Annotated in this window: 14 protein-coding genes, 1 other RNA gene and 1 pseudogene; 7 read left to right on the forward strand and 9 right to left on the reverse strand. The window is 57.1% G+C overall.

What is annotated here, in order from left to right:
* The first annotated feature begins 183 nt into the window (after positions 1 to 183).
* A complete protein-coding gene (locus AB9K37_RS03940) occupies positions 184 to 1,143 on the forward strand; it encodes an NADPH:quinone oxidoreductase family protein (protein WP_369835651.1) in 960 nt (319 codons plus the stop codon).
* Here AB9K37_RS03940 and AB9K37_RS03945 read toward each other — a convergent pair whose 3' ends face one another.
* On the reverse strand, positions 1,144 to 1,998 hold the full coding sequence (locus AB9K37_RS03945) for a LysR family transcriptional regulator (protein ID WP_072707440.1): 855 nt from the start codon (positions 1,996 to 1,998) through the stop codon (positions 1,144 to 1,146). It abuts the gene before it with no gap.
* A 118-nt stretch (positions 1,999 to 2,116) separates the two neighbouring features.
* On the opposite strand from AB9K37_RS03945, the gene AB9K37_RS03950 reads away from it, so the two are divergent.
* The gene (locus AB9K37_RS03950) at positions 2,117 to 2,335 is read left to right on the forward strand and encodes a DUF1127 domain-containing protein (protein ID WP_369835652.1); all 219 of its coding nucleotides are present in this window, start codon (positions 2,117 to 2,119) and stop codon (positions 2,333 to 2,335) included.
* 130 nt (positions 2,336 to 2,465) lie between these two features.
* Positions 2,466 to 3,224: a Bax inhibitor-1 family protein gene (locus tag AB9K37_RS03955; RefSeq protein ID WP_369835653.1), complete on the forward strand. Its 759-nt coding sequence runs from the start codon at positions 2,466 to 2,468 to the stop codon at positions 3,222 to 3,224.
* A gap of 72 nt (positions 3,225 to 3,296) precedes the next feature.
* Here the strand turns inward: AB9K37_RS03955 and AB9K37_RS03960 are convergent, their stop codons facing one another.
* The 7 genes from AB9K37_RS03960 to gatC all read right to left on the reverse strand — a co-directional run bounded on the left by AB9K37_RS03960 (position 3,297) and on the right by gatC (position 7,826).
* Positions 3,297 to 3,812, reverse strand: a complete 516-nt coding sequence (locus AB9K37_RS03960) for a GNAT family N-acetyltransferase (RefSeq protein ID WP_369835654.1) — start codon at positions 3,810 to 3,812, stop codon at positions 3,297 to 3,299.
* Positions 3,813 to 3,937: 125 nt separating this feature from the next.
* The gene (gene rpmG / locus AB9K37_RS03965; protein ID WP_007814563.1) at positions 3,938 to 4,105 is read right to left on the reverse strand and encodes a 50S ribosomal protein L33; all 168 of its coding nucleotides are present in this window, start codon (positions 4,103 to 4,105) and stop codon (positions 3,938 to 3,940) included.
* A 124-nt stretch (positions 4,106 to 4,229) separates the two neighbouring features.
* Positions 4,230 to 4,602, reverse strand: an RNA gene (gene rnpB, locus AB9K37_RS03970) — RNase P RNA component class A.
* Between the two features lie 12 nt (positions 4,603 to 4,614).
* A complete protein-coding gene (locus AB9K37_RS03975) occupies positions 4,615 to 5,325 on the reverse strand; it encodes an N-acetylmuramoyl-L-alanine amidase (RefSeq protein WP_369835655.1) in 711 nt (236 codons plus the stop codon).
* A complete protein-coding gene (locus AB9K37_RS03980; protein ID WP_369835656.1) occupies positions 5,289 to 6,023 on the reverse strand; it encodes a hypothetical protein in 735 nt (244 codons plus the stop codon). The genes AB9K37_RS03975 and AB9K37_RS03980 overlap by 37 nt, the downstream gene beginning before the upstream one ends.
* Before the next feature lie 29 nt (positions 6,024 to 6,052).
* A complete protein-coding gene (gene gatA, locus AB9K37_RS03985) occupies positions 6,053 to 7,534 on the reverse strand; it encodes an Asp-tRNA(Asn)/Glu-tRNA(Gln) amidotransferase subunit GatA (protein ID WP_369835657.1) in 1,482 nt (493 codons plus the stop codon).
* Between the two features lie 4 nt (positions 7,535 to 7,538).
* A complete protein-coding gene (gatC, locus tag AB9K37_RS03990) occupies positions 7,539 to 7,826 on the reverse strand; it encodes an Asp-tRNA(Asn)/Glu-tRNA(Gln) amidotransferase subunit GatC (protein WP_072707451.1) in 288 nt (95 codons plus the stop codon).
* Between the two features lie 281 nt (positions 7,827 to 8,107).
* On the opposite strand from gatC, the pseudogene AB9K37_RS03995 reads away from it, so the two are divergent.
* The 3 genes and pseudogenes from AB9K37_RS03995 to AB9K37_RS04005 form a co-directional block, all read left to right on the forward strand.
* Positions 8,108 to 8,356: pseudogene (locus AB9K37_RS03995) on the forward strand (Arm DNA-binding domain-containing protein); the annotation flags it as partial.
* A 171-nt stretch (positions 8,357 to 8,527) separates the two neighbouring features.
* Complete coding sequence (locus AB9K37_RS04000; protein ID WP_369835696.1) at positions 8,528 to 9,274, forward strand: tyrosine-type recombinase/integrase; 747 nt, start codon at positions 8,528 to 8,530, stop codon at positions 9,272 to 9,274.
* Positions 9,275 to 9,337: 63 nt separating this feature from the next.
* Complete coding sequence (locus tag AB9K37_RS04005) at positions 9,338 to 9,517, forward strand: helix-turn-helix transcriptional regulator (RefSeq protein WP_369835658.1); 180 nt, start codon at positions 9,338 to 9,340, stop codon at positions 9,515 to 9,517.
* A gap of 63 nt (positions 9,518 to 9,580) precedes the next feature.
* On the opposite strand, the gene AB9K37_RS04010 is transcribed toward AB9K37_RS04005, so the two are convergent.
* Entirely contained in the window at positions 9,581 to 10,141 is a 561-nt protein-coding gene (locus AB9K37_RS04010) for a metallophosphoesterase (RefSeq protein ID WP_369835659.1), read from the reverse strand.
* A gap of 330 nt (positions 10,142 to 10,471) precedes the next feature.
* Between AB9K37_RS04010 and AB9K37_RS04015 the strand changes: the two genes are divergently transcribed.
* On the forward strand, positions 10,472 to 10,849 hold the full coding sequence (locus AB9K37_RS04015; RefSeq protein ID WP_369835660.1) for a hypothetical protein: 378 nt from the start codon (positions 10,472 to 10,474) through the stop codon (positions 10,847 to 10,849).
* Positions 10,850 to 10,856 lie beyond the last annotated feature (7 nt).

A 10,856-nucleotide genomic window follows, 5' to 3' on the forward strand; every position in this document is an offset into this window, starting at 1 on the left:
TGTTGGTTTTGGTCATCGGGGTCTCCGTGTGGTTCGTGGTTGAAGCGGTCAAACTCCACCTCGACCATACACCTCGATGGCCACCCGGGATTACACCGTTGGCGGTGCGGAAATTACACCACGTGCTCGGACACTAACAAACAGGACCAACACTTGTTCTACCGGCAAACGGAGGAACGTTGCGTGAAATCATATCATATTTATACTTCTGGCGAAAAACCTCAACTAGTAGATCTGGAAATTCCGACTCCCTCAGAAGGAGAGATTCGCCTCCGGATCACGGCGTGCGGTCTGAACTTCGCCGATCTCTTGATGATCAAAGGCAAATATCAGGACACCCCGCAGGCCCCCTTTACTCTGGGAATGGAAGTCGCCGGGATCGTTGATGCCCTTGGACCCGGCGTCACCGAACCCGCTATCGGCACACGGGTCGCACTGTTTTCAGGCCAAGGCGGCCTGGCAGAATACGGGTGCTTTCCTGCGGATCGCGCCATTCCGTTGCCAGACAATATGACCGAAGTGGATGCTGCCGGATTTCAAATCGCTTACGGAACCTCTCACTTGGCGCTGGACTACAAGGCTCGCTTGCAGCCCGGAGAAACCTTGTTAGTTCTTGGCGCAGCAGGAGGCGTGGGCCTGACCGCTGTGGAGATCGGCAAAGTTATGGGGGCCAAGGTAATCGCCTGCGCCCGCGGGTCCGAGAAACTGGAGATCGCCAAAGACTATGGCGCAGACCATGTGATCGACGCCACGAGCGAAGACATCAGAGACGTCGTGAAGTCATTGGGCGGCGCGGACGTGGTGTATGACCCCGTCGGCGGAGAGCAATTCACTGCGGCCTTCCGCGCGACGAACCCAGACGGTCGCCTGCTGGCCATCGGCTTTGCCAGCGGCGACGTGCCGCCCATTCCCGCAAACCACATGTTGGTCAAAAACCTGACCGTGATCGGGATGTACTGGGGCGGATATCTGAAATTCAACGCCAAAGCTCTGACCGATAGCATGGCGCAGCTGTTTGCATGGTACAGTGAAGGCAAGATCAAGCCCCACGTCAGCGAGACGTTTCCGCTCGATCAGGTGGCTGAAGGGCTCGAGATGCTCAAGTCCCGCAGGTCCACCGGCAAGGTCGTCATTACGATCTGATTACATCTGGTCGTAGGCTTGACGCAGTAGGTCGGCCATCCGCAGGCCGGCCTCACCCTTGATCGCGTCTGACAGATACATGTTGATCTTTTTCGAGGGCAGTTCTGGCAGCGCGCCCTTGTGCTGCACCCGCTCCAAATGAGGCGGCTCGGTACCTTCGAGCATGGCGTTCAATGCGAGGTCGGCGCTCACCGTCGCCTCAATCGCGCGGTCCATTTCGGACTCCACGGCCAATTCCCACGGGATGCCTGCCTCTTCGACACGTCGGATCACACCGGCGCGGAAGATACAGTGCCGACCGAAAGCCAGACGCAAGGGCCGCTGGCGCCAAGCCGATCCCCCCGGTGCCCCGATCCAGAGCAGCGGCAAGGTTTTCAGAGTTTCACCACCATCCGAAACCCCATCTTCGGTGGTCAGGATGATGTCGCATTCACCGCGGCTGTAAGCGACCTTGAGCCCCTTGGTATACAGCGAGATCAGCTGCACCCGCATCCGCGGGAATTCAGAGTTGAACTGCTGGAGAACGCGGGGAATCGCTGGGTAAACGATGTCGTGGGGCACCCCCAAAACAATTTCACCTTCGTAAACATCATCGGTCAGGCGCGACCAAACCTCGTCGTTCAGCTCCAGCATCCGGCGCGCATACCCCAACAGTTTCTCACCCGCAGGAGTCAGCGCGATCTGGCGCGCCGTCCGATCCAAAAGGTTTGTTGCCAGCGATTCTTCTAGGCGTTTCAACTGCATCGACACAGCCGACTGGGTCAGGTTCAGAAACCCCGCAGCACGGGTCACCCCGCCTGCATCTGCCACCGCCACAAAAGACCGCAGCGCAGTCAGATCCAGATTTCTGGCCATATCACAACTCCTGATGAAATACGTCACATTCATTCATTTCCAAAATGAACCAGAAAATGCCACATACATCAAGCGCGTTGATGCAACGCGCACAATCAATCAAATAATGGTGAATGACATGGCTACTCAACTCGGCAGACTTGCGATCGCAAGCAGACCTTCTTGGTTCTCATCCCTCTTTAGCGCCTTTGCCAACTTTGCTGCGATCTCGCGCCAGCGGCACGCGCTGTCCCAGCTGGATGACCGGCTTCTTCAGGATATCGGCCTGACCCAGTCCGAAGCAAAATCCGAAGCTGACCGTGCCCCTTGGGACGTCCCTGCTCATTGGCGGGTTTAATTGACAGAGGATCCTCCAAAAACCCGACCAAGTGTACTTGAAATCACGCACATCCCTGCCGATATTCACAGGCAACGGGTGTGCGTTTTTGTTTGTGCACCCAACAGCTTCGGATTTTTGGAGGATCGAAATGGCTGAATTCCGCACGACGCACGCTGGCACTAGCGCCGGTGCGGTTCGTATCGACGAGGGCCTGCGCGCCCACATGAACAAGGTTTACGGCACGATGTCCGTGGGCATGCTGATCACCGCAGCAGCCTCTTGGGCGATCTCTGGCCTTGCGACCACCGTCGATCCGGCCACCGGCAACACCGTTCTGACTGGTCTGGGCCAAGCGCTGTACACTTCGCCCCTGAAGTGGGTGATCATGTTCCTGCCGCTGGTCATGGTTTTCGCGTTCAGCGCGATGCTGAACAAGATGTCGGCTGCGGCTGCTCAGGTGTTCTTCTACGTCTACGCGGCTGCTATGGGTCTGTCGCTCAGCTGGATCTTCATGGTCTTTACCGGCGTATCCATCATCCAGACCTTCCTCGTGACGGCGATCTCGTTCGCGGGTCTGTCCCTGTATGGCTACACCACAAAGAAAGACCTCTCGGGCTTCGGCACCTTCCTGATGATGGGTGTGATCGGTCTGGTTGTTGCATCGCTGGTGAACATCTTCATCGCATCCAGCGCACTTCAGTTTGCGATCTCGGTCCTCGGTGTTCTGATCTTTGCGGGTCTGACTGCGTATGACACCCAGAACATCAAGAATACCTACCTGCAGATGGCCCACTCGGGCGATCAGGAATGGCTGGGTAAATCGGCAATCATGGGCGCTCTGCAGCTCTACCTCGACTTCGTGAACCTGTTCATGTTCCTGCTGCAGTTCATGGGTAACCGCGAATAATCACTGCGGTAGCTTAGAAACAGATAGGGCCGGTCGCGAAGACCGGCCCTTTTTTATTGCGTCGGGTCTGGGTCATAGAAGCGTGGTCATGTGTACAGAGGGAAAACGGACGTCCAGTCCGAGCGAGAGCTCAATCTCGGCCAAGGTTTTGAAGCCAAGCGCCTCGTAGAACGGAACGGCAGTGCGGGTGCTCAGGCATTCCAGCCGCCTAACGCCCTCTTCTGCGGCATGATCCATAGCGCGGTCCAGAATGGCCCGTGCAACGCCCCTACGGACAAAATCGGGCGAGGTCACAACATGACGGATGTGCCCCATTCCAGCGGGCGTAGAGGCGCTGAGCGGGCTAGACCAACTCCATCCCCCTGCAGCGACGATCTGCCCCTGAGGCGTCTCTGCGACGTAGTAGGAGCCAGAACGCAAAAGCTCGGGCCGGGCCACACTGATCCGCGGCAAAGCGCGGCGCAAAAGCTCGGACGGATAGTCGCGTTCCAGAAGCACCGGATAGGACAATTGCAGCAGGGCGGTCACCCGCTCGGCATCGCCGATCTCGGCAGGCCTGATGGTATAGATTAAAGGTAAAGGTGGCATGGTCTCTCTCCATTTCGCCGGGTGAAAATTTCTTTGAGAAATCTCCGGCGCGACCATGCTTTAAAATAAAAAGAGCCGCGCCAGTGTTTGCTGGTGCGGCTCTTTTGTCTGGTGATCCAGAAGGCTTACTTGATTTTGCCTTCTTTGTACTCGACATGCTTGCGCACCACCGGATCGTACTTACGTACGACCATTTTTTCGGTCATAGTGCGTGCGTTCTTCTTGGTCACGTAGAAGTGGCCCGTGCCAGCGGTCGAGTTCAGACGGATTTTGATAGTGGTAGGCTTCGCCATGGTACTCTCGTCTTTCGCTAGGTCGGGCGGTGTTTGCGGCCACCCGCGTGTAATCTCTTGAACCCCGCCTTTTACGGTTGGCGGGCAAAGAGTCAACACCATTCGAGCAGAAAAAGCAGGTTAATTGCGCGGAGAGCCTATAAGCCGGATTCTGTCCAAGCGTAAACGCTTTGGATGACCATTCATCTTGGCGCGCAGTTGCCTGCGTGCCTCTAGCTGCCAACCCGAACCTCCGGGCCAAGACGACCCTGCGGACATGCCGCGCGAGGTTCCTATTCGGCATTGCTCCAGGTGGGGCTTGCCATGCGGGGCCTGTTACCAGTCCCCCGGTGGTCTCTTACACCGCCGTTTCACCCTTACCCCGATAAACGGGGCGGTCTGTTCTCTGTGGCGCTTTCCCTCGGGTTACCCCGGCCGGGCGTTACCCGGCACCTTTGTCTTGTGGAGTCCGGACTTTCCTCGGACAGCGTACTGCCCGCGGCCATCCGGCCCTCCGCGCACATGGGGCCTTATTGGGTGTCGGGCGTGCGGTCAACGGCAAAGCGGTCGGCAAGGTTTACAGCGGCCGCCACATCCGCGCCGGACAGCGTCCCATGGGCCCATGGGCGGAAGTGCATGCGGAAGGCCTCCAGCAACACCTCTGGCTCTGCCTGTGCGGTGTAGCCATAGTCCCGTAGCGCCTGCAGGAACGTGTGCCAGCAGGCGTCAGCGTCTTGCCCCACCCCATCCGGCCATACCCCGTGTCCGCGCCGCGACAGGCCCAACCAGTCAAATCTGCGCCCAGGATCGACCTTGCGCCCAGGCGCAACGTCGGAGTGCCCGACAATCCGATGATCAGGGATATCCCAGCGCCCGCGAATCTGGTCCAGCAGATCGACCAGAGCGTCCATCTGCTGGACGGAAAACGGGCTCTCCCCATCATTCACGATCTCGATTCCAATAGATCGCGAGTTGATGTCCGCCACGCCCGCCCAATGGGACAGTCCCGCGTGCCACGCCCGCCGATCCTCATCCACCAACGGAAAAACGCCCCCTGTCGGACAGAGGGCGTAATGGGCCGAAACTTCGAATTCAGGATCGCAAAGACGGTCGAGCGAGCCGTCCAAATCCATCACCGTATAGTGCAGCACGATCATGTCGGGCTGCACATCCCCTTTGCGGGGGCCGTGATTGGGCGACCGGCTCAACGCACAGCGTTGCGGAAGGGTTGCGGATCCCATGTGCAGGCAAACCCATCCCCATCGGGATCTACACCCAAGCGGTCCTTTTCAGGACCGCCTTTGGCGAGGAATGCCGCCTGCGCCAAATCGGCCGAGGCATAATCCGCACAAGCGCGCGCATACTTAGCCTCTGCTCGGAATGAGCTTCGCTTGTACAGCGGCTGCCCCACGCGGTTGTTGGTGGCCAAGGCATAGGACACCACATTCACGCTGCCATCGGGACGCGAGGGCAGCGCCTCGGGCTGAATGACGGTATAGAGGCTGCGATTGCGTTCGATCAGCTCTTTGTCATCCTCGATGCTCCGTTCGTTGCTAACCGCAGAGAAGTCATTCTCGGATGACATACCATTGGGCGCCGCCACCAGCTCGGGCGCGGGGTTTGACGGGCTGGCCTGTAGCGGCACAGCCCCGCTGTTTGCAGCAGCAAGGTTCGCGGTGTTGATCGCCTCTTCGGACGCAGCCTTCACCTCGGCCAGCGTGCGGGCTCGCGGTGGCTGGCCCGGCGTCAGTGTGCCGACATTCCCCAAGGTCTCTTGCGACACCACAGGCGCAGACGGGATCCCGCCGCTCAACTGGGCCTCACGCGCCGAACGGTAGTTGTTCGATGTGATTCCCGCTGCGCTGTCGGGTACGGTTGGCCCGCATGCGGACAACCCAGCCAAAGCCAACAGAACCAATCCCGTGTGTCGAAGCATCATTTCACCTCAAAGTTGTGCTATCTCAGCACTTACCACCACTTGGCCGGTTTGGAAACAAACCCTGCAGCCTGTTCCAGCGCGTAAGCGGTATTCAACAGATCGCCTTCCTCGAACGGGCGGCCAATCAGCTGAAGACCCAGCGGCAGACCTTTGGAGTCGAGCCCCGTGGGCACTGCCACGCCGGGCAGACCGGCAAGGTTCAGCGTCACGGTAAACACGTCGTTCAGGTACATCTCGACGGGGTCCGCGCTCTTCATCTCACCCAGACCAAAGGCCGAGGTCGGCGTTGCGGGCGCCAGAATCGCATCCACGCCAGCGGCAAACGCATCTTCGAAGTCGCGCTTGATCAGGGTGCGCACCTTGCGCGCCTTGTTATAATACGCGTCGTAGAAGCCTGCGGACAACACGTAGGTGCCAACCATGATGCGGCGCTTCACCTCGTCACCGAACCCTTCGGCACGGGTCTTTTCGTACATCTCGTTGATACCATCGCCAGCCGACAGTTTCGCACGGTGGCCGTAACGCACGCCATCGTAGCGGGCGAGGTTCGACGAGGCCTCTGCAGGCGCGATGACATAATAGGCAGGCAGAGCATACTTGGTGTGCGGCAGGCTGATCTCGCGGATTTCAGCGCCAGCCGCTTTCAGCATCGCCGTACCTTCGTCCCAGAGAGTCTTGATCTCTTCGGACATCCCTTCGGGGCGGTACTCTTTGGGAATACCGATGACCTTGCCGCGGATATCACCGGTCAGCATGGCTTCGAAGTTCGGAACCGGCAGGTCGGCGCTGGTCGAATCCTTCATGTCGTGACCGGCCATCGCTTCGAGCATGATCGCTGCGTCGCGCACGGTTTTCGTCATCGGACCCGCCTGATCAAGCGAGCTTGCATAAGCAATGATGCCCCAACGAGAGCAACGGCCATAGGTCGGCTTGATGCCCACAGTACCGGTGAACGCAGCAGGCTGACGGATCGAGCCACCGGTGTCGGTGCCTGTTGCCGCCAGACACAAGTCTGCCGCCACAGCCGCAGCCGAACCACCCGAAGACCCGCCGGGGGTCAGCTTGCGGTCGTCAATCTTCCACGGGTTCACCGAGTCACCATAAACCGAGGTCTCGTTCGAGCTGCCCATAGCGAACTCGTCCATGTTGAGTTTCCCCAGCATGACAGCGCCCGCGTCCTGCAGCTTTTGGCTGACGGTCGACTCATATTCGGGGACAAAGCCTTCCAGAATGCCGCTCGCCGCTTGGCTCGCCACACCCTTGGTGCAGTACAGGTCTTTCATGCCGATGGGCAGACCGCACATGGCAGGCGCGTCGCCAGCCTTCAGGCGCTCATCTGCAGCCTTCGCACGCTCCAGCGCCAATTCAGGGGTCTTGTGGACAAAGGCGTTCAGCGCAGCAGCCCCATCAATCGCAGTCAAGCACGCTTCGGTCAGCTCGACCGACGTCACATCACCCTTGCGCAGCGCATCACGCGCTTCGGCCAGCGTCAGTTTATTCAGCTCGGTCATCGGATCACTCCACCACTTTCGGCACGGCAAAGAAGCCCTCGCGGGCGTCAGGGGCATTCGACAGGACCTTGTCCTGATAACTGCCATCGGTGACCACGTCCTCGCGGCGCTTCAAACGCTGCGGCGTAACCGAGGTCATGGGCTCTACGCCCTCAACATCCACCTCACCAAGCTGTTCGATAAAGCCCAGAATGCGGTTGAACTCTTCGGCCAGCGCAGGAAGCTGGTCGTCCTCGACCTTGATCCGGGCCAGTTTCGCCACTTTTGCGGCAGTGCCAGTGTCGATCGACATGGGCCATCTCCGTGTGTCTCGTATTTCCCTCGGGCTTTACCGCCCAAAGCCCGCGCCCGCAAGCATCAGACCACCCGCACCCGCCATGAAACGCGCCCAATCCTTCTTCTTTGCTAAAATACCCCCGCCGGATCGGTACCCTGTATGTGTCATGAAGGCGCATGCAGGGTCAATTTTCCGAAACTTTTCCGAAACTTCAAACTGTTAAGCTCCCGTCATGTCTCGCGTTGTCTCAGGTCAGCGCGGCGAAAAATGTATATATTTACGGAGCTTAACAATACATGACTCATTACTACAGACTAAAGCCACAACAGCTAAAAACTCTGACCAAAGGCAGGCACTGCGACGGCCAAGGCCTTTACTTCAATGCCAGAGGCGAAGGGCGCGGCCAATGGGAATTTCGCTTTAAACTCTGGGGCGTGGAGCATTGGACAGGCCTAGGCGGTTATCCAGCGATTGGCCTTAAGGACGCTCGGGAACGCGCGGAGGCGGCTCGGAAGGCTGTCGCGAACGGAGACAATCCGATTAAAATGAAGCGGCGAGAAAAGGCGCTGCTGAACGTTGAAAACGGATCTCTCGCGGTACTCGTTGAAAAAACGCACGACTCCCTCCGAGCGGAACTCAAACACGGTGACCCAACGAACAAGTGGTCGTCTCCCCTGCGCACCCATGTTCTGCCGAAACTAGGGTCCACACCGATCATGAAAATCGATGCACATGATTTGGCCCATTGCCTGCAGGCCGCTTGGAAGAAGGCTCCAGAGTCCGGTCGCAAGTCGATGAACTGTCTACGCAAGGTTTATAAATACGCCTTCGCGCATGGCTTTGACGTGGATATCTCCGAAATCGAGAAGGCTGAGACGCTACTCGGGCCGCGTTTGAAATCACAGAAAAACATGCCCGCAATGCATTGGAGGGACGTTCCTGAATTTTACAGCAGCTTAAATGACATCTCGATTGATCACCTCGCCCTGCGTCTGTTGATCCTGACAGGGTTACGGACCGACCCGATCCGTCACTTGCAACTGGAGCAGATCGAAGGCGACGTCTGGACCGTGCCCGAAGATCACGTGAAAGGTCGCGTGGGACACGCAAAAACCTTCCGTTTGCCGCTGGGTCCAGAAGCGCTGGCTGTCATTGAACTGGCGAAGTGTCATGAGTGGGATGGCTTCCTATTCCCCAATTCGAAAGGGAAAGCGCTAGATCGCATGGCCTTAATCAAGTTGATGAAAGGGTTCGGGATCGCAGCACGTCCCCACGGGTTCAGGTCGGCAGTGCGCACTTGGATTTCAGACACCACCGATACGGCTGAGGAAGTCGCAGAGGCCTGCATCGGGCACTTTGAGGCTAACAAGGTGGTGAAGGCCTACAAGCGCACGGACTTCTTCGAAAAACGGGTGCCGATTATGATGGAGTGGGAAAAATACGTGATCAGCGGCAAAAGTTAAAAAGTGTAAACGCCGTTTTAACGATCCTCTGGTACCTATGTTTCCATAGCAGAGGACAACAATATGAAAGACAAATTTATCAGATGTAACCAAGTCGTAGAACTGACCGGCCAGAGCCGCTCCACAATCTACCGGAAGATCGCGAATGACGCGTTTCCGAAGCCCATCAAGACCAGTGCGCGGGCCAGCCGCTGGCGGTTAAATGAGGTCATAGAATGGATGGAAAGCCTTCCCCGACTTTAAATGCCTAAGCAGGCCGAGTGTATATCGCTCGGCCTGTTTGCTTTGACAGATGTACTCTGCCGATCACCTCGATCTTGGCTCAACATCATCCCAGTGCTTGTTCTTTGGCAATGTCTTGGCACGTCGGGCAATATCGTTGATTGATACCGGCATAAAATCCCAAACATCCACCCCCACATTGACCGAGTTATTCGAGCCTTTCCAGTTGTTATGGACGTGGCCGAACAACTGCAGCGCCCCTTTGCGCGCGTGGTTCCAGGTGATCATCGGGTAATGGCAGAGGGTATTGGCAGGTCCGTTTGCGCCGTCTCGAAGTTCAACCAACTGGGACACTGACGTCCAAGGCAACTCCAGCGTCGGCGCAAGATCGTGGTTACCCACGATCAGATGTTTCTCTGCCCCTGGAAGCTGGAGAAAAATAGCCTCCAAGTACGCAGGGTCTTTAGCCTTCGCGCCGAAGGCAAAGTCGCCCAAGATCCAGAGATGGTCTTCCGGCCCGACAAACTTCCACATGTTTTCGATTAGGGCCGCGTCCATTTGTGCGACGGAGCCAAATGGACGCTTGCAGTGGGACAAGATGTTCTCGTGCCCAAAATGGGTATCGGCTGTGTACCAGATTTTCATATATTCAGCCCGTCCTCGGCAAAACAATGCCTTACTGCCAAAATAGGAGTATTGGAGCAAGAAGAAAAATCGGCGCTCCGCGGTCATTCACCAAATTGGCTATCGCTGTGTCGCAGCTTCCCAGAACCGATTCTTCACGGGATCGCGTAGCATCATCCAGTAATTAGAAGTCCGCAGTGCGAGAAGCAACTGAAATTAGTGCAGGGGCTAAGAGCCAGACTCAACGAGTGTTTGACGGCCAATGCCCTGGTGCCACGACGGTTGACACGCTTAGCAAAATACTGTGACTCGGCGGCGCAAGCCGAAATGCTATAAAAGGGGTTCTTTATTTTGTGGGAATGGATTGCGTCAGCTATTGATAAGATTTCCGCCTTCATGCCTGGCAAATATACAGGGATAGGGATTAGTTTGCTCTTGATTGGGATAACATGGAAATTTAGCGATGCTCCCTACGCTAACTGGGTAGCTCTTGGCACGGCATTACTTTCCCTTGATGCGTTTGTCAGAAGTATTGGCGCTCCATGGGCGGTTGGAGTTGTTCTTTCATTATGGGTATCATTTCTAACCGCTCCGGCATTTTTCCGAGCAGTTTCTGCATCATTTGCTATTGAGGACACAAATAAATGCGTCGCATCTTGGTCAGAAAATACTGACCAAGATCCAGGAAACTGCAAAGATAGCCTCAAGCTCTGGCTCAAAGGGAACTAAGCTTTCC

This window comes from Donghicola sp. XS_ASV15, from assembly GCF_041224595.1.
In the GTDB taxonomy this organism is placed as follows: Bacteria; Pseudomonadota; Alphaproteobacteria; order Rhodobacterales; family Rhodobacteraceae; genus Donghicola.

Coding starts and splice junctions, on each gene's coding strand:
- AB9K37_RS03950 (WP_369835652.1), top strand. CDS start 2,117: ATGGCTACTCAACTCGGCAGACTTGCGATCGCAAGCAGACCTTCTTGG.
- AB9K37_RS03960 (WP_369835654.1), bottom strand. CDS start 3,812: ATGCCACCTTTACCTTTAATCTATACCATCAGGCCTGCCGAGATCGGC.
- rpmG (WP_007814563.1), bottom strand. CDS start 4,105: ATGGCGAAGCCTACCACTATCAAAATCCGTCTGAACTCGACCGCTGGC.
- AB9K37_RS03980 (WP_369835656.1), bottom strand. CDS start 6,023: ATGATGCTTCGACACACGGGATTGGTTCTGTTGGCTTTGGCTGGGTTG.
- AB9K37_RS04005 (WP_369835658.1), top strand. CDS start 9,338: ATGAAAGACAAATTTATCAGATGTAACCAAGTCGTAGAACTGACCGGC.
- gatA (WP_369835657.1), bottom strand. CDS start 7,534: ATGACCGAGCTGAATAAACTGACGCTGGCCGAAGCGCGTGATGCGCTG.
- AB9K37_RS04000 (WP_369835696.1), top strand. CDS start 8,528: ATGAAAATCGATGCACATGATTTGGCCCATTGCCTGCAGGCCGCTTGG.
- gatC (WP_072707451.1), bottom strand. CDS start 7,826: ATGTCGATCGACACTGGCACTGCCGCAAAAGTGGCGAAACTGGCCCGG.
- AB9K37_RS03945 (WP_072707440.1), bottom strand. CDS start 1,998: ATGGCCAGAAATCTGGATCTGACTGCGCTGCGGTCTTTTGTGGCGGTG.
- AB9K37_RS04010 (WP_369835659.1), bottom strand. CDS start 10,141: ATGAAAATCTGGTACACAGCCGATACCCATTTTGGGCACGAGAACATC.
- AB9K37_RS03975 (WP_369835655.1), bottom strand. CDS start 5,325: ATGGGATCCGCAACCCTTCCGCAACGCTGTGCGTTGAGCCGGTCGCCC.
- AB9K37_RS03955 (WP_369835653.1), top strand. CDS start 2,466: ATGGCTGAATTCCGCACGACGCACGCTGGCACTAGCGCCGGTGCGGTT.